The organism is Spirillospora sp. CA-142024 (assembly GCF_050942325.1).
GTDB lineage: Bacteria > Actinomycetota > Actinomycetes > Streptosporangiales > Streptosporangiaceae > Spirillospora.
The window spans coordinates 7,944,957-7,961,577 of sequence record NZ_CP192077.1; the positions used below are offsets into that span (position 1 = coordinate 7,944,957).

The following is a 16,621-nucleotide window of genomic DNA, read 5'->3' on the forward strand; positions in this document are numbered from 1 at the left end:
CGGGAGAGATCGAGTCGACAGCGGCCCCCGGGAGCGGCTACGGTCGCGGGCGTCCGATGCGACCGAGTGACCGAGACCATGTCGGGGGGCCTGGTCAGGTGCGTGCCTCACGTTCCCTCGCGCTCGCGGCGGCGGCCCTGCTGGCAGGCGGGGCCGCGGGCTGCGGCGGCGGCGAAGGCGGGAAGGGCGGGCGGACGCCGTCCGCCCGCTCCGCCGCGCCCGGTTCACCGGCGACGCCGGCGCCGGACGCGTGGATCCCCGGCCAGATCGCGAAGATGAGCGCGGCGGAGAAGGTCGGGCAGCTGTTCGTCCCCACGTTCTCCAGCCGCGCCGACGCGCTGACCAAGATCAGGAAGTACCACGTCGGCGGGCTGATCTACTTCCCCGGCAACATCGCCACCCCCGCGAAGACCGCCGCGCAGTCGAACGCGCTGCAGAAGGCGTCCAAGATCCCCCTGCTCCTCGGCGTGGACGAGGAGCAGGGCATCGTCTCGCGCACGCCGTTCATCACCGCGTTCCCCGGCAACATGGCGCTGGGCGCGACCCGCAGCCCGGCCGACGCCCGCGCCGCCGCGCAGGTCACCGGCGCCGAGCTGCGCGCGGTCGGGATCAACCTCGACTACGCGCCGGACGCCGACGTGAACGTGAACCCGCGCAACCCGGTGATCGGGCTGCGCTCGTTCGGGTCCGAACCGGCGGCGGCGTCCACGCTGGTGCAGGGCGCGATCGGCGGCTACCAGGCCGCGGGGGTCGCCGCGACCGCCAAGCACTTCCCCGGTCACGGCGACACCGCGACCGACAGCCACACCGGGCTGCCGGTGATCGAGCATTCGCGCGCCACCTGGGAGCGGCTGGACGCGCCGCCGTTCAAGGCCGCGATCGCCGCAGGCGTGGACATCGTCATGACCGCGCACATCGTCGTGCCGAAGCTCGACGGGTCGGGCGACCCGTCCACCCTGTCGAAGACGGTCCTCACCGGGCTGCTGCGGGAGAAGCTCGGCTACCAGGGCGTCATCACCACCGACTCGCTGGAGATGGCGGGGGTGCGGGAGAAGTACGGCGACTCGGTCGTCCCCGTCCGGGCGATCAACGCGGGCGCCGACCAGCTGCTGATGCCGCCGAGCCTGCCGCGCGCCTACGACGCGGTGCTGAAGGCCGTCCGGTCCGGGAAGATCACGCGGAAGCGGCTGGACGATTCGGTGACGCGGATCCTCAGGCTCAAGCAGCGGCGCGGCCTGTTCCAGGGGACGGCCGCCGACCCGGCCAAGGCGGGCGCGGCGATCGGCACGGCCGAGCACAAGGCCGCGGCGCGGCGGGTCGCCGAGCACTCTGTCACGCTGGTCCGCAACGACGGCGGCCTGCTGCCGCTCAAAGGGAAGAAGGTCGCCGTCTCCGGGCCGGACAGCGGCCGGCTTCAGGCGGCTCTGCGCCGCCAGGGCGTCGCTACCGCGGCGCCCGGCGCTGCGGACGTCACCGTGCTGACGACCGCCAACGCGGGATCGGCGACCGCGTCCCGGATCCGGGCACTCGGGCCGAAGCCGGTGGTCGTCGCGGCGCTCGGCCGCCCCTACGACCTCGACGCGGCCGGGAACGCCGAGGCCGCGCTCGCCACCTACTCCTCCAGCGGCGTGTCGGTGGAGGCGCTGGCCGGGGTCCTGAGCGGCGCGGTGAAACCGACGGGCAGGCTCCCGGTCCCCGCGGGCGGCAAACCCGCCGGATACGGCATGAACTACCGGTAGGGACCGCTTCCGATGGACGCGACGGCCCCTCTGCTGGGAGGATCGGGCCGCCTTCGTGCCCCCAGGAGGTCCCCGTGCGTGTCCGGCCGTCCCTCGCCATGATGCTGTTACTTCCGCTGCTGGGAGCCTGCGGCGGCAAGGACGACGTCACGATGCCGCCGCTCACCCCCGAACCCAGCGACTCCCGGTTCGTCGTCCCGTCCAACGCGTCCTCCCCGCAGGAGACCCTTCCGGCGCGCCTCGCGCTGTACAAGTACCTGCGCGGAGTCGCCGCGGGGAACGTGAAGTCATGCGCGTATCTGACGCCCGAACACGAGCGGCGGGTGTTCGGCGCGCCCGGACGCTGCCGTTCGGGGCTCGCCCGGGCCCGCGCGAAGCTGGGTCCGCGGAACGTCGCGGCGCTGCGCGGCGTGACGGTCCCGGTCTGCGCGAAAGGGTCCGGCGGGGACTGCACCGTCCGGTTCGAGGACCTGCGGTGGAAGGGTGAGCCCGCGAGCCCGGGCGGCCTCCTGGCCGCGAGCTTCACCCTCCGCAAGACCCGGACCTACTGGCAGATCGCGGGCTGACCGCCGGTCACAGCCCGAGGTCCGCGAGGCCGGGCAGGTGGACGCGGGCGGCCTCCCTGGCCTGCTCGGCGGAGCGCGAGGCCCGGGCCGCGCCGGCCGCCTTCCGGCACTCGTCCAGCGTGTGCCGGGCGAGCGCGGCCCGCACCAGCGGCAGGGAGGGGGCGCTCATCGACAGCGACGTCACCCCGAGACCCACCAGCACGCAGGCGAGCGCCGGATCGCCGGCCGCCTCGCCGCAGACCCCGCACGGGACGCCCGCGCCGGCCGCCGGGGCGACGAGGTCGAGGACGGCCGGCTGCCACGGGTCCTGCAGGTGCGCGAGCCCGCCGACCTGCCGGTCCGCCGCGCAGGCGTACTGGGTGAGGTCGTTGGTGCCGATGCTGAAGAACTCGACCTCGGGCGCCAGGTCGCCGGCCCGGAGCGCGGCGGCGGGGACCTCGACCATGACGCCGGGATGCGCGATGCCCGCGTCCCGGCAGGCGGCCGCGAAGTAGGCCGCCTCGCCCGCGTCCGTCACCATCGGCGCCATGACCTGGAGCTTCACGGTCAGGCCCGCGGTGGCGCGGGCGAGGGCCGCGAGCTGGGAGGCCAGCACGTCCGGGTGCCGGCGCATCATCCGCAGACCGCGCTCGCCGAGCGCCGGGTTCGGTTCGTCGCCGGGGGCGGGCAGGAACGCGAGGGGCTTGTCGGCGCCGGCGTCGAGCGTCCGGACGACCACGCGGCCGTGCGGGAACGCCTCCAGCACCCTCCGGTACGCCTCTTCCTGCTCCTCGCCGGACGGGGGCGTCGCGCGGTCCAGGAACAGGAACTCGGTCCGGTACAGCCCGACGCCCTCGGCGCCGTTGGCCAGCGCCGCCTCGACGTCCTTCGGGCCGCCGACGTTCGCCAGCAGCGGGACGGCGTGCCCGTCCTTGGTGGCGCCCGGTCCCGTTGACTCCTTCAGGACCGACGCGCGGGCGGCGGCGGAGGCACGCGCCGCCGCCACCTCGTCGCCGGACGGGTCGGGACGCACCGTCCCCGCCGCGCCGTCGACGAGGGCGCGGGTCCCGTCGGCGAGCGACGTGGCGCCCTGGAGCGCGACGACGGCGGGCACGCCCATCGTCCGGGCCAGGATCGCGGTGTGGCTGGTCGGGCCGCCCTCCTCCGTCACGAACGCGACGACGTGCGCCGGGTCGAGGACGGCCGTGTCCGCCGGGGCGAGGTCGCGGGCGACCAGGACGAACGGCTCGTCCGACTCCGGGACGCCGGGCATCGGGAGGCCGAGCAGCCGGGCGATCGCGCGGTCGCGGATGTCGTCGAGATCGGTGACCCGGGCGGCCATGTACTCGCCCGCCCCCGCGAGCATGTCCCGGTAGACGCCGAACGCCTCGAACACGGCGCGGGCCGCCGACGTCCCCTCGCCGACCTTGGCGCCGACGCCGTCGGCGAGGCCGGGGTCGCGGGCCATCAGGGCCTGCGCGTTCAGGACGTCCCGCCCGTCGGTGTTGCCGGCCGCGGCGGCGCGCTGCCCGCGCTCCTCCAGGTCGGCGGCGACGGCCTCCAGCGCGGCCAGCGCCGTGTCCCGCTCGGCGGCGGCGTCGCCGCCGTGCCGCGCCCCGGCGGGCGGTTCGGGGACGGCCCCGGCGATGCTCCGGACCGGCCCGAACCCGACACCGGGGCTGACGCCCGCGCCCCGCAGCACCTCGCCCATGTCACGCCTCCTCGGGCTCCGGCGTGGACAGCAGCCTCTCCAGGTCGTCGAGGAGCTCGACGGCGCCCTCGCCCTCCGCGGACAGCACGATCTCCTCGCCGTGCCGCGCGTCCATGCCCAGCACGGCGAGGATGCTCTTGGCGTTCACCGGGGCGCCACCGCGCTTGGCCACGGTCACGTCCATCGGGGCCTTGGCCGCGGTCTGGACGAACAACGCGGCCGGCCGCGCGTGCAGCCCCACCCTGGACTCGATCTTGACGTTGCGCTCGGTCACCGGACTCTCTCCCATTAACTCGTTACCGGCCGGCGCACCCGCAGCGCGGGGCCCGGCACGACGTCCACTTCCCTGAAATCGGCCACCACATGGTCGGCCTCGGCCAGCGCGCCCACCGGTTGCGTGGTGACCACCCCGACGCACGTCATGCCCGCGGCCTTGACGGCCGCCACGCCCGCCGGGGCGTCCTCGAACCCGATCGTCTCCTCCGGCGGGACGTCCAGGTCGCGGGCGGCGGCGAGGTACCCCTCCGGATGCGGCTTGCCGGTGACGACGTCGCCGGCGGTCACCACGAGGTCGAGCAGGTCGCGGATGCCCAGCCCGGCCAGCAGCCCCTCGGCGTACGGACGCTGCCCCGACGTCACCACGGCCAGCGGCACGCCGGCCTCCGCCAGCGACCTGACGAGGCCGACGGCGCCGGGAACGGGCGCGACGGCCGGCATGTCCGGCAGCGTCTCGTAGGAGATCGCCTGCGCGAACAGCTCCTCGGCCGTCCGGCCGGGGAACAGGTGCGCGACGTCCGCCAGCACCTCGGTTCCGCGGCGCCCCGCGAACGAGGCGATCAGCGCCTCGTCGTGGGCCACGCCGTGCGCGTCGAACAGCCGCGACCACATCACCCGGTTGCGCGGCTCGGTGTCGACGAGGGTTCCGTCGAGATCGAACACCGCCGCCCCGAGACCGATCACCGCCATGCGCTCAGCTCCATGTGAAAAGCTCGGCCCCCTTCGTCACCTCACCCGACTCCATCACATCCGACAGGGCGTCCGCGCCCGCGTCGAGCGCGACGACCGCGCAGATCGGCGAGCGTCCGCCGGCCTCGATCACCGCCGGGTCCCAGCCGACGACCGGCTGCCCGGCGGTGACCTCGTCGCCCTCGGCGGCGAGGAGCTCGAAACCCTGCCCCTTCAGCTTGACGGTGTCGATGCCGAGATGCACGAGGACCCCGTGGCCCTCGTCGTCCACGACGACGTACGCGTGCGGATGCAGCTTGACGATCTTCCCGGTGACCGGCGCGAGGGCGTGGCCGCGGCCGCGCTCGGGGTCGACCGCCGTGCCCGGGCCGACCATGGCCTGGGCGAAGACCGGGTCCGGGACGCCGGCGAGGCCGACGACCCGGCCGGCGACCGGTGACAGTACTCGGGTCATTGGAGGGATTCCCTTGGGGTCAGTCGAGGATGTCCTCGATGTCGCTGGCGATGGTGTCGGCCTCCGGGCCCACGACGACCTGCACGACGGTGCCGCTGCGCATGACGCCGAACGCGCCCGCCTTCTTCAGCGCCGCGTCGTCGACCTTGCCGGCGTCGGAGACCTCGGTGCGCAGCCGGGTCGCGCACGGCTCGATCTCGACGATGTTCTCGGCGCCGCCCAGGGCGGCGATGATGGCCTCGGCCTTGTCCATGCTCTTCTCTCTTCCGGGTTCGGATCGTCCGGCCGCTCTGGGCTCAGTCGGTCTGGGTGACCTTGTTGAGGCCGCGCGGGACGTCGGGGTCCACGCCGAGCCGGCGGGCGAGGTTCTCGACCAGGATCTGGCCGGGGACGATGAGGCCCAGCGGCGCCACCCACTCGGGCAGCCCGGGGCCGGGCAGCGCGGCCGAGCAGGCCCGCGCCAGCTCCGTCCCGCCGCCCACGCCGAAGGCGCGGGCGCCCGCGCTCTCCACCCGCCGGGCGAGCGCGACGGTACCGGGCAGGGTCGGGCCGGAGTCGGCCGCGACGAGCAGCGCGGGGGTCTGCGCGTCCACGACGGCGATCGGGCCGTGCAGCAGGTCGGCGTACGACAGGCCCATGGCGTGCAGGTAGCACGCCTCCTTGATCTTCAGCGCCAGCTCCAGCGCGGTGCCGAACGCGATGCCGCGCCCGGACACGACCGCGCCCGGAACCTCCGCCAGCTCGCGGACGATCTCGGGCAGCGCCGGGGACGCCTCGGTCAGCGTGATCATGCGGGCGACCTCGTCGGGGACGCGGCGCAGGTCGTCCACCGCGACGTCCGCGCCGAGGCCGAGGCCGAGCACCGACAGCGCGGCGAGCTGCGTCGTGTAGGTCTTCGTGGCCGGGACGGCGATCTCGTCGCCCGCCCGCGTGACCAGCGCGACCTCGGCCGCCTCGGCGAGCGGCGACGCCGCGCCGTTGGTGACCGCGACCGTCCGGGCGCCGCAGTCCCGCGCCCAGTCGAGGGTCTCGACGATCTCCTCGGTCTTGCCGGACTGGCTGATCGCCACGGCCAGCACGCCCGACAGGTCCAGCCGGCGCCGGTAGGTCGTGGCGATGGACGGCGCGGCGAGCGTGGCCAGCCGCCCGGTGTGCGATTCGACCAGGTACCGCCCGTACACCGCCGCGTTGTCGGACGAGCCGCGCGCGATGAACAGCACCTGCCGGGTCTCCCGCGCCAGCGCCCCGATGTCGGCCGTGCGCGGGAGGAGCGCGTCGATCGTCCGGCGCAGCGCGTCCGGCTGCTCACCGATCTCGGCGCGCATCAGACTGGTCATGATCCCCCTCCGAAGAGTTTCTGCCCGTTGACCCACGTCGCAAGCGCTCGGTGGTCCGGCCCCAGCCAGACCAGGTCGGCGGCCGCGCCGGGGGCGATCCGGCCGAGGTCGGGACGGCCGATGAGGTCGGCCGGGACCCGGGTCGCGGCGTCCACCGCGGTGGCCGTGTCGAGGCCGAGGCCGACGGCGTTGCCGACCGCCTCGTCCAGCCGGAGGCCGGAGCCGGCGAACGTGCCGTCGGCGCGCAGCGGAGGGCCCTGTTCGGGCATGGTGATGGGCTCCCCGCCGAGATCGTAGGTGCCGGGCGGCATCCCGGCGGAGGAGGCGGCGTCGGTGACGAGCACGACCCGTCCCGGCGCGGCCCGGAACACCAGCTCGGCCACCGCGGGCGCGACATGGTGCAGGTCGAGGATGAGACCGGGGCTCAGCCGGTCGTCGATGAGCGCCTGCACGGCCACGCCGGGGTCACGGTGGTGGACGCCGGTCTGCGCGTTGAAGATGTGGGTGACCTTGCGGGCTCCGGCGTCGGCCGCGGCCTTGACCTGCGCGGCGGTGGCGTCGCTGTGCCCGACGCTGACCAGGACGCCGGCCTCGGTCAGGGTGCGGATCGCGTCGAGCGCGCCGTCCCGTTCCGGCGCGAGGGTGACGAGCTTGACGAGGCCCGTCTCCAGCAGGGTCCGGATCGCGTCGGGCGCCGGGTCGGCGAGGTGCGCGGCGTTGTGCGCGCCGCGGCGCTTCTCGGACAGGAACGGGCCCTCAAGGTGGACGCCGAGGACGCGCGTCCCGTCCGGCAGGTCCGGCAGGAGGTCGCGGGTGCGCCGGAGTGCGGCGGCCTGCGTCGCGACCGGGGCGGTGATGAAGGTGGGGAGGAAGGCGGTCACGCCGGTCTCGGGGAGGCGGGAGACGACGGTGTGCCAGCCGCTCTCGTCCGCGTCCACCATGTCGTGGCCGAAGAAGCCGTTCACCTGGAGGTCGACCAGCCCGGGCGCGAGGAGGCCGTCGGGCAGGTCGGCGTCGGGCACGCCGGCCGGACGTCCCTCCCCGGCCTCGGCGATCACGCCGTTCTCCACGCGCACGTATCCCGGGGAGACCACGCGGGTAGGACTGCCCGCGGGGGTAATGATCATGCGGTTGGCCGTGATCAGCAGTGATGCCATGGGGGCGCACTCTCTGTGACGCGATGGTCGCGGGTCGTCTCCTCGGGATTTTCTCACTGGTCTAGTCCGGACTAGACCGGTACGCACCATACTCCACGAATCGGATGGAGATGAAGATGCAGGACGAAACTCGTCCGCCGCCGGAAGCGGATGCCCCGTCCGGGAGGACGGTTTGACCTGCGACTTTGTCGATCTTGAGTTCGCCGCCGCGTGACCGGGCCGTTACGGATTCGTGCATTGACATGCCTTTTCGGCTGTGGTCTAGTCCGGCCTAGACCAGTACGAACCAAGCCGAATACCATCGAACAACCGCCAAGCCCACCCAACCGTCGAAACCCGGCGAATCCCATCGATCCGGCCCACGGCCATCGAGGACACCCCCGTGACGACCATCGATCCGCACAGCCCGGTACCGAAGTACTTCCAGCTCCGCGCCATCCTGCTCGACCTCATCGAGAGCGCGGAACTGCCCGTCGACGCCCCGATCCCATCGGAGCGCGAGCTGTGCGTCCAGTACCGGTTGTCCCGCATGACCGTCCGGCAGGGCGTCGACCAGCTCGTCTCCGAGGGGCGGCTCTACCGCGTCCCCGGCAAGGGCACCTTCGTCGCCCGGCCGAAGATCGAGATGCCGCTGCGGCTCGTCTCGTTCACCGAGGACATGCTGGCCCGCGGGCTGCGGCCGGGCGCGATCGACCTGGACCGGCGGACCGTCCCGGCCGACGCGCGCCTCGCCCGCGTCTTCGACGTCGAACCCGGCACCCAGATCCACGTCTTCGAGCGGCTGCGCACCGCCGACGGCGAGCCGATGGCCCTCGAACGCGCGCACATCCTGGCCGCACTCGCCCCCGACCTTCTCGACCGCAGGCTCGCGGACCGCTCCCTGTACGGCGTCCTCGAAGCGGTCTACGGGCTGGTCTTCGACGCGGGCGACCAGACCATCGACGCCGGCCTCGCCGACGCGGCCGACGCCAAACACCTGCAGATCGCCCGGGGCAGTGCCGTGCTGCTCCTCCAGCGCCGGTCCTACACCGGAGGCGTGTGCGCCGAGCTGGGCATGTCGACCTACCGGGCAGACCGGTACCAGATCCACACGGCCCTCGGAAATCCCCCGCCGAACTCCTGAAACCCCTGAGGAGGGACCTCGCGATGACTGCGACAACAGTGGAATCCGCACCGCGCCGAGGGTCGAGCGCCCTCGCGGTGCTGCAGCGGATCGGCCGCAGCCTGATGCTGCCGATCGCCGTGCTGCCCGCCGCCGCCCTGCTGCTCCGCTTCGGCCAGCCCGACATGCTCGGCGCGGACGGCCTCGGCTGGATCCGGGTCGCCGAGGTCGTCGGCGGCGCCGGCCAGGCCCTGTTCGACCATCTTCCGCTGCTGTTCGCGGTCGGCGTGGCGATCGGTTTCGCCAAGAAGTCCGACGGTTCCACCGCGCTCGCCGCCGTGGTCGGCTACCTGGTCTACGACCAGGTCTCCAAGATCATGTTCTCGCACACCGCCGAGCTCAAGGGCAACGTGCTGATCACCAAGATGGTGGACGGCGCGCCCAAGGAGGTCATCGACTTCGGGGCCAAGAACCCCACCGACGTCCTCGGCGGCATCCTCATCGGCGTCGTCGCCGCACTGCTCTACCAGCGGTTCTACCGGGTGAAGCTGCCCACCTACCTCGCGTTCTTCGGCGGCCGCCGGTTCGTCCCGATCATCACCGCGCTCGCCGCCCTGGTGCTCGGCGTCCTCATCGGCTTCATCTGGCCGGTGTTCGGCAGCTGGCTCACCGACTTCGGCAACTGGATCACCGGCGCGGGCGCGGCCGGCGCCGGCATCTACGGCGTCGTCAACCGGCTGCTGCTCCCGTTCGGCCTGCACCACATCCCGAACTCGCTCATCTGGTTCGTGTTCGGCTCCTACAACGGCCCGGACGGCACCGTCCACGGCGAGATCAACCGCTACCTCGCCGGCGACCCGCACGCGGGCGGCTTCCTCGCCGGGTTCTTCCCGGTGCTGATGTTCGGCCTGCCCGGCGCGGCCCTCGCCATCTGGCGCGCCGCTCCCCCGCACCGCCGTCCCGCGGTCGGCGGCATCATGATCTCCGCCGCCCTCACCGCGTTCGTCACCGGCGTGACCGAGCCGATCGAGTTCGCGTTCATGTTCGTCGCGCCGGTCCTGTACGCGGTGCACGTCGTCCTCACCGGCATCTCGATGGCGGTCCTGGAGGCGGCCGGCGCCCAGCTCGGCTTCGGGTTCTCCGCAGGCGGCATCGACCTGCTGCTGAACGCCTCGAAGGACAACACGAAGGGACTGGCGCTCATCCTCGGAATGGGCGTCCTGTACTTCTTCCTGTACTACTTCATCTTCAAATTCCTGATCGTGAAGTTCAACTTCGCGACCCCCGGCCGGGAACCCGACGACGAGGAGTCGACGGCCGCCGACGCGGGCGCCGACCCCGAACTCGCCGGCGGAAAGAAGAAGGTCCGGAAGGGCAGCGCCGAACCGCAGGACTCCCCGGCCGGCGGCTGACCTCCCACGGGCGCCGCGAGCCCTTCACCCCCTGTTCGCGGCGCCCGCTCAAGGCCGGCTCTCGTCCCCCTCACAGGCTGGGGACGCGAGCCGGCCTTGTTACGTGGGTGACCGCGTGTGGTCAGGGTGTATTTTTCGCGGCGCTCGCGACTCCTGTTCTTAAACGAGTCGGGAGGTTTCATGCGACGTCCGGTCAAGCCAGCGGCTGTTCGTTTCGTTCGGTACCGGCCGGTGCCCGTGACGCGGGGAGCGCTCGCGTTGCGGCCCGCGGCGGCTCCGGCGCGCGGACCCGCGCTGCGGCTGGTCCGGCCCGGGGACGGGGTGGACGCGGAGGTGCGGGCCGTTGCCGGCGCGGCCGTACGGCTCGTCGTGGAGGTGCTGGCGGGGACGCGTCCGGCGCACCAGCTGTCGCTCGTGGCCGTCCCGGCGGTGTGCCGGGTGATGGCCGCACGGCACGGGCCGGGCGCGCATGGGAGGCGGGTGGTCCCGCCCAAGGTGCTGTCGACGCGGCTGCAGCGGCCGTCGGCGGCGGTGGCGGAGACGGTCGCGGTGGTGGTCGTGGCCGGGCGGGTCCACGCGCTCGCCCTGCGGCTGGAGCACATGCGAGGACGATGGCGCTGCACGGCCCTTGAGACGACCGCCCCCTGACATGCGGAAAGCGGCCTCCCGCGTGCGGGAGGCCGCTTTCCGATGCCCTACTTGCCCTTGTTGCGCGGGTCGCCGTGGCAGCGCTTGAACTTCTTGCCCGAGCCGCAGGGGCACGGGTCGTTGCGGTTCACGTCCGCGTACTCGTCCTTGGTCTCCTCGCTGTGGTGCTCCACGCCGCCGTCGCCGTCGACGGTCGGGGCCGAGTACTCCAGCTTCTTCGGACGCTTCGGCGCGTCGAGGCCCTTCGCCTTGATCGCGGGGGCCTCCTCGGCCTCCACGTCCTCGGCCTCGTCCTCCTCGTCGTCCTCCGCCGTGTCGGCCTCGGGGGCGGACTTGGCGACGGAGACGGGGGTGGCGCCCACGACCGGGGTCTCCGGCTGGTCCTCGACCTGGACCTCCAGGTGGAACAGGTAGCTGACCGACTCCTCCTTGATGCCGTCGAGCATCGCGTTGAACATGTCGTAGCCCTCGCGCTGGTACTCGACCAGCGGGTCGCGCTGCGCCATGGCCCGCAGGCCGATGCCCTCCTGGAGGTAGTCCATCTCGTAGAGGTGCTCGCGCCACTTGCGGTCGAGGACGTTCAGCACGACCCGGCGCTCCAGCTCGCGCATGACGTCCGCGCTGAGCTCCTCCTCGCGGGCGGCGTAGGCCGCCTGGGCGTTGTCGCGGATCTTGTCCGCCAGCGTCTGGGCGTCCAGGCCGGAGATGTCGCCGCCGACCTCCTCGACCAGCTCGTCCACCGTGATGGAGATCGGGTAGAGGTCCTCGAACGCCTTCCACAGCTTGTCGAGGTCCCAGTCCTCGGCGAAGCCCTCGCCGGTGGCGCCCGCGACGTAGCCCGCGACGACCTCGTCGATCATGCGGCAGACCTGGTCGTGCAGGTCCTCGCCCTCCAGCACCTTGCGGCGCTCGGCGTAGATGACCTTGCGCTGCCGGTTCAGCACCTCGTCGTACTTCAGGACGTTCTTGCGCATCTCGAAGTTCTGCTGCTCGACCTGGCTCTGCGCCGACCTGATCGCGTTCGACACGATCTTGGACTCGATCGGCACGTCGTCCGGGATGTTGAGCCGCGTCATGATCGCCTCGACGCGGGCCGAGTTGAACAGCCGCATCAGGTCGTCCTCAAGGGACAGGTAGAACCGGGACTCGCCCGGGTCGCCCTGCCGGCCGGACCGGCCGCGCAGCTGGTTGTCGATGCGCCGCGACTCGTGCCGCTCGGTGGCGAGGACGTACAGGCCGCCGTTCTTGACGACCTCCTCGTGCTCGCCCTTGACGGCCTCCTTGGCCTTCTCCAGCGCCTCCGGCCAGGCCGCCTCGTACTCCTCGGGCGTCTCCAGCGGGGACAGCCCGCGCTGGTGCAGCTCCAGGTCGGCGCGGAAGTCGGGGTTGCCGCCGAGCATGATGTCGGTGCCGCGGCCCGCCATGTTGGTCGCGACGGTGACGCCGCCCTTGCGGCCGGCCTCCGCGACGATCGCCGACTCCTGCTCGTGGTGCTTGGCGTTCAGCACCTGGTGCGCGATGCCGCGCCGCTTGAGCATCCTGCTCAGCTTCTCGGACTTCTCGACCGAGGTCGTGCCGACCAGGACCGGCTGGCCGTTCTCGTGCCGCTCGGCGATGTCGTCCACGACGGCCTCGAACTTGGCCTGCTCGGTCTTGTAGACGACGTCCGCCACGTCCTCGCGGATCATCGGCTTGTTCGTCGGGATCGGCACGACGCCGAGCTTGTACGTCTTGTTGAACTCGGCCGCCTCGGTCTGGGCCGTGCCCGTCATACCGGACAGCTTGTTGTAGAGGCGGAAGTAGTTCTGCAGGGTGATCGTGGCGAGCGTCTGGTTCTCGTCCTTGATCGACACACCCTCCTTGGCCTCGATGGCCTGGTGCATGCCCTCGTTGTAGCGGCGGCCGTGCAGGATGCGGCCGGTGAACTCGTCCACGATCAGGACCTCGCCGTTCATGACGACGTAGTCCTTGTCGCGCTTGTAGAGCTCCTTGGCCTTCAGCGCGTTGTTGAGGAAGCTCACCAGCGGCGTGTTGACCGAGTCGTAGAGGTTGTCGATGCCGAGCCAGTCCTCGACCTTCTCGACGCCCGCCTCGGTGATGCCGACCGTGCGCTTCTTCTCGTTCACCTCGTAGTCGCCGGGGCCGTACTCGTCCACCTGGCCGGCCGTGCTGATCAGTTCGGCGCGCTTCAGCCGCGGGACGACCTTGGCGAACTCCGAGTACCACTTGGAGTTCTGCTCGGCCGGCCCCGAGATGATCAGCGGGGTGCGGGCCTCGTCGATGAGGATCGAGTCGACCTCGTCCACGATCGCGAAGTTGTGGCCGCGCTGGACGCACTCCTCCAGGCTCCACGCCATGTTGTCGCGCAGGTAGTCGAACCCGAACTCGTTGTTCGTGCCGTAGGTGATGTCGGCGTTGTAGGCCGCGCGCCGCTCGTCCGGGGTCATCTGCGGGAGGATGACGCCGACCTCGAGGCCGAGGAACTGGTGGACGCGTCCCATCCACTCGGCGTCGCGCTTCGCAAGGTAGTCGTTGACCGTGACGACGTGCACGCCCTTGCCGGTCAGCGCATTGAGGTAGGCGGGGAGCACGCAGGTCAGGGTCTTGCCCTCACCGGTCCTCATCTCCGCGATGTAACCGACATGGCGGCTACTGCGGATCAGGCCGGTGTCGTCACCGTCACGCCTCTCATCGTCAGAGGCCCGGTGCTCGCTCATGTGCAGCGCCGCGCCACCCATGATCTGCACGTCGTAATGACGCTGGCCCAGCACCCGGCGGGCGGCCTCACGGGCGGTCGCGAAAGCGTAGGGCAGGATCTCGTTGAGGACTTCGCGCTCCGCGTCCTTCTCATGGACGCCCTTGTCGGTGAGCGCTGCCACCTCCTCGGCGAACTGCTCCTTGAACTTCTCAGTCTGCTCGCGCAACTCGGCGTCACTCATCTCGAGGTAGTCCTCCTCGATCGAGTTGACCTGATCCGCGAGCTTCTTGAGCTTGCGCAGAATTTTGCCCTCGCCCGCACGAAGGATCTTGTCGATGACTGGCGGCACTCTAGAAGGCTCCTTGCAGATCGTGGTTCACCGCCCCCGGCGGCGCGCACACCACACGTACGATGCCCATCGTAGGCGAGTCCCAGAATGGTCTAGGTCACTCCGCAGCGCAATCCACAGCGTGTTCCGTTTGGCCTTCCGGGTCGCGGAGAGGATGTCCAGACCATCTGGAGGGGAGGCGCAATGTCCGAAGAGTCGCATGGTTCGCACGCCGGCCGGCCGAGTTCATGGGTCGCCGTCACCATCATCTTCGCCGGTTTCGTCGTGGGCGGCGTCGCGCTCTGCCTCGGCCCCCTGTGGGTCATGTTCTGGGTCGGCGCCGCCATCATCGTCGCCGGCATGCTCGTGAGCTGGATGGTCCACCTGTTCGCCGACGTCGTCGTGGACGCGCCCCGCGTCATCCCCGAGATCGTCGACTACTCCCTGTTCGGCTCGCGCTCCGCCAAGCGCCGCGGCGGCGAGGCGGGCGAGGTTCTGGACCGCCCCATAGCCACCGACACGCAGCAGACCCCTCACGGCTGAGCGGCGGCCAAAACTGACTTGAGGAGGGTGGGGGGCAGGGAGGCCCGTTCCACCCGGACGTCGTCGCAGCCGACCCAGGACGCGGCACGCCACAGGGCGGCGGCGAGGGCCGCCGCCGAACTTTCGGTGCGGGTGGTGGTGCGGGTCGCCCAGGGCTCCAGGGACACCTGGCGGGCGATGAGGGTGCGGCCCTCTCGGGCGGGGTCGACTCGTCCGATGAGGCGGCCGCCGGCGAGGAGCGGCATCGCGAAGTAGCCGTGGACCCGCTTGGCCTTGGGCACGTACGCCTCCAGGCGGTGGTCGAAACCGAACACCCGGGATGCACGAGCGCGGTCCCACACGAGCGAATCGAACGGCGAGAGCAGGGTGGTGGCGTGCCTGCCCTTGGGCGGGACGTCCAGCGCCCCGGGATCGGCCCAGGCGGGCTGCGACCAGCCGGCGACCTTGACGGGCTTGAGCCCGGCGGCCTCTATCACGCGGTCGACCTGGTCCTGCTTGATCCGGTAGTAGTCCGCGAGGTCGGCGCGGGTGGCCACCCCCAGGGCGCGTCCCGCACGGGCGACGAGGGCGGTGAGGCAGGCGTCGTCGTCCGGGTCCCGCGCGAGGAGCGCGGACGGGACGGCCCGTTCGGCGAGGTCGTACACGCGGCGCCAGCCGATCCGCTCGACGCAGACGACCTCGCCGATGTCCAGCAGCCACTCGATGCCGATCTTGTGGTCGCTCCAGTCCCACCATTCGGCGCTCGCCTTGGCACCGCCGAGCTCCTTGGTGGTGAGCGGGCCGTCCGCCCTCAGCCGCGCGCGGATCTGGTCGCAGACGCCCTCGGGCACCTTGTGCCAGCGCCAGCCGCGGCGCAGGTAGGCGCGGCGGCGGAACGCGAACAGCGGCCAGTCGCCCATCGGCAGGATCGACGCCGCGTGCGCCCAGTACTCGAACGCCCCGTATCCGGCCGCCCCGTGCTCGGCCGCCCCGTGCTCGGCCGGGGCGGCGGAGCCGTTGCCGGCGCCCCAGTAGGCGGCCTCGATCCTGTTGCGTCCGACCGGGCCCAGGCGGGCGTAGGGGACCAGCTCGTGGGACCGGGCCAGCACCGAGATCGTGTCGAGCTGGACGGCGCCGAGCCGTTCCAGCATCGCCGGCACGCCGCCCTTCGGGCGCGCTCCGAGGAAGCCCTGCGCGCGCAGCTGGAGTCGTCTCGCCTCGTCCGCGCCGACTTCGGCCACGCCGGATCCGCCTGTGCTGGAGTCTGCCTCGCTCACGCCCGCGATGCTACGACACGACACCGACAAAACCGATTTGCCGGTCGCCGGTCAGGTGATCTCCAGCAGCTTCTCGCGGACGGCGTAGACGACCGCCTCCATGCGGGAGTGGAGCTGGAGTTTCTCCAGGATGTTGCGGACGTGGTTCTTCACGGTGTTCTCGGAGATGAACAGCTCGCGGGCGATCTCGCGGTTGCCGAGGCCGCGGGCGACGAGGCGCAGCACCTCCATCTCGCGTTCGGTGAGACGCGGCGCGGGCACCTGCTGCGTGCGCTCCTCGCTGCGCTTGGCGAGCGCGGCGAACTCCGTGATGAGCTTGGACGCCATCGACGGGCTGATCAGCGACTGGCCGCCGTGCACCGCGCGGACCGCCTGCGGGACCTCGTCGATGGAGATCTCCTTGAGCAGGTAGCCGCTGGCCCCGGCCTTGATCGCCTCGAAGAGGTCCTCCTCCTCGTCGCTGATGGTCAGCATGACGATCTTCGCGCTGGGCGCGGCGTCCTTGATCGCCGTGCACGCCTCGATACCGCTGCGGCGGGGCATCCGGATGTCCATGAGGACGACGTCGGGCAGCAGGTCGCCGGCCATCTCGACGGCCTCGTGCCCGTCGCCGCCCTCGCCGATGACCTCGATGTCGTCCTCGCCCTGGAGGACCATCTCCAGACCTCTGCGGAAGAGCGCGTGGTCGTCGACGATGAGCACGCGGATGGGGTCGGCCGCCCCGG

The 16,621-nt window shown here is 71.9% G+C and carries 16 protein-coding genes; 6 read left to right on the forward strand and 10 right to left on the reverse strand.

The annotated features are described in order from the left end of the window. Nucleotides 1-98: 98 nt before the first annotated feature. Both ACQPZP_RS37555 and ACQPZP_RS37560 read left to right on the forward strand, forming a co-directional pair. The gene (locus tag ACQPZP_RS37555) at nt 99-1,739 is read left to right on the forward strand and encodes a glycoside hydrolase family 3 protein (protein WP_433474417.1); all 1,641 of its coding nucleotides are present in this window, start codon (nt 99-101) and stop codon (nt 1,737-1,739) included. Nucleotides 1,740-1,837: 98 nt separating this feature from the next. Next, the gene (locus tag ACQPZP_RS37560; RefSeq protein ID WP_433474418.1) at nt 1,838-2,305 is read left to right on the forward strand and encodes a hypothetical protein; all 468 of its coding nucleotides are present in this window, start codon (nt 1,838-1,840) and stop codon (nt 2,303-2,305) included. A 7-nt stretch (nt 2,306-2,312) separates the two neighbouring features. On the opposite strand, the gene ptsP is transcribed toward ACQPZP_RS37560, so the two are convergent. Genes ptsP through nagA form a run of 7 tightly spaced genes read right to left on the reverse strand, consistent with a single transcriptional unit; the run spans nt 2,313 to nt 7,909 of the window. Then, on the reverse strand, nt 2,313-3,995 hold the full coding sequence (gene ptsP / locus ACQPZP_RS37565) for a phosphoenolpyruvate--protein phosphotransferase (protein ID WP_433474419.1): 1,683 nt from the start codon (nt 3,993-3,995) through the stop codon (nt 2,313-2,315). A 1-nt stretch (nt 3,996) separates the two neighbouring features. Then, nucleotides 3,997-4,269, reverse strand: coding sequence for an HPr family phosphocarrier protein (locus ACQPZP_RS37570; protein WP_433464415.1), 273 nt, complete (start codon nt 4,267-4,269; stop codon nt 3,997-3,999). Nucleotides 4,270-4,283: 14 nt separating this feature from the next. Further along, entirely contained in the window at nt 4,284-4,961 is a 678-nt protein-coding gene (locus ACQPZP_RS37575; protein ID WP_433474420.1) for an HAD family hydrolase, read from the reverse strand. A gap of 4 nt (nt 4,962-4,965) precedes the next feature. Then, on the reverse strand, nt 4,966-5,415 hold the full coding sequence (locus ACQPZP_RS37580) for a PTS sugar transporter subunit IIA (RefSeq protein ID WP_433464417.1): 450 nt from the start codon (nt 5,413-5,415) through the stop codon (nt 4,966-4,968). A gap of 19 nt (nt 5,416-5,434) precedes the next feature. Continuing rightward, the gene (locus ACQPZP_RS37585) at nt 5,435-5,668 is read right to left on the reverse strand and encodes a glucose PTS transporter subunit EIIB (protein ID WP_433464418.1); all 234 of its coding nucleotides are present in this window, start codon (nt 5,666-5,668) and stop codon (nt 5,435-5,437) included. A gap of 43 nt (nt 5,669-5,711) precedes the next feature. Further along, on the reverse strand, nt 5,712-6,752 hold the full coding sequence (locus tag ACQPZP_RS37590; protein ID WP_433474421.1) for an SIS domain-containing protein: 1,041 nt from the start codon (nt 6,750-6,752) through the stop codon (nt 5,712-5,714). Beyond that, nucleotides 6,749-7,909: an N-acetylglucosamine-6-phosphate deacetylase gene (gene nagA, locus ACQPZP_RS37595; protein WP_433474422.1), complete on the reverse strand. Its 1,161-nt coding sequence runs from the start codon at nt 7,907-7,909 to the stop codon at nt 6,749-6,751. Before nagA ends, ACQPZP_RS37590 begins: the two co-directional genes overlap by 4 nt. A 382-nt stretch (nt 7,910-8,291) precedes the next feature. On the opposite strand from nagA, the gene ACQPZP_RS37600 reads away from it, so the two are divergent. From ACQPZP_RS37600 to ACQPZP_RS37610, 3 genes are all read left to right on the forward strand, one after another. Continuing rightward, nucleotides 8,292-9,032, forward strand: coding sequence for a GntR family transcriptional regulator (locus ACQPZP_RS37600; protein WP_433464421.1), 741 nt, complete (start codon nt 8,292-8,294; stop codon nt 9,030-9,032). Between the two features lie 23 nt (nt 9,033-9,055). Further along, complete coding sequence (locus tag ACQPZP_RS37605) at nt 9,056-10,423, forward strand: PTS transporter subunit EIIC (RefSeq protein WP_433474423.1); 1,368 nt, start codon at nt 9,056-9,058, stop codon at nt 10,421-10,423. 231 nt (nt 10,424-10,654) lie between these two features. After that, nucleotides 10,655-11,071, forward strand: a complete 417-nt coding sequence (locus ACQPZP_RS37610) for an Rv3235 family protein (RefSeq protein WP_433474424.1) — start codon at nt 10,655-10,657, stop codon at nt 11,069-11,071. A 47-nt stretch (nt 11,072-11,118) separates the two neighbouring features. Here ACQPZP_RS37610 and secA read toward each other — a convergent pair whose 3' ends face one another. Continuing rightward, nucleotides 11,119-14,118: a preprotein translocase subunit SecA gene (gene secA / locus ACQPZP_RS37615; protein WP_433474425.1), complete on the reverse strand. Its 3,000-nt coding sequence runs from the start codon at nt 14,116-14,118 to the stop codon at nt 11,119-11,121. A 183-nt stretch (nt 14,119-14,301) separates the two neighbouring features. Here secA and ACQPZP_RS37620 point away from each other — a divergent pair, with 183 nt between their 5' ends. Next, entirely contained in the window at nt 14,302-14,640 is a 339-nt protein-coding gene (locus ACQPZP_RS37620; RefSeq protein ID WP_433474426.1) for an HGxxPAAW family protein, read from the forward strand. Here ACQPZP_RS37620 and ACQPZP_RS37625 read toward each other — a convergent pair. Together ACQPZP_RS37625 and ACQPZP_RS37630 are read right to left on the reverse strand one after the other, a co-directional pair. Then, on the reverse strand, nt 14,631-15,896 hold the full coding sequence (locus tag ACQPZP_RS37625) for a winged helix-turn-helix domain-containing protein (protein ID WP_433474427.1): 1,266 nt from the start codon (nt 15,894-15,896) through the stop codon (nt 14,631-14,633). The two genes, ACQPZP_RS37620 and ACQPZP_RS37625, sit on opposite strands and share 10 nt — an antisense overlap. A gap of 51 nt (nt 15,897-15,947) precedes the next feature. Next, the gene (locus tag ACQPZP_RS37630; protein WP_279484379.1) at nt 15,948-16,598 is read right to left on the reverse strand and encodes a response regulator transcription factor; all 651 of its coding nucleotides are present in this window, start codon (nt 16,596-16,598) and stop codon (nt 15,948-15,950) included. Nucleotides 16,599-16,621: the final 23 nt, after the last annotated feature.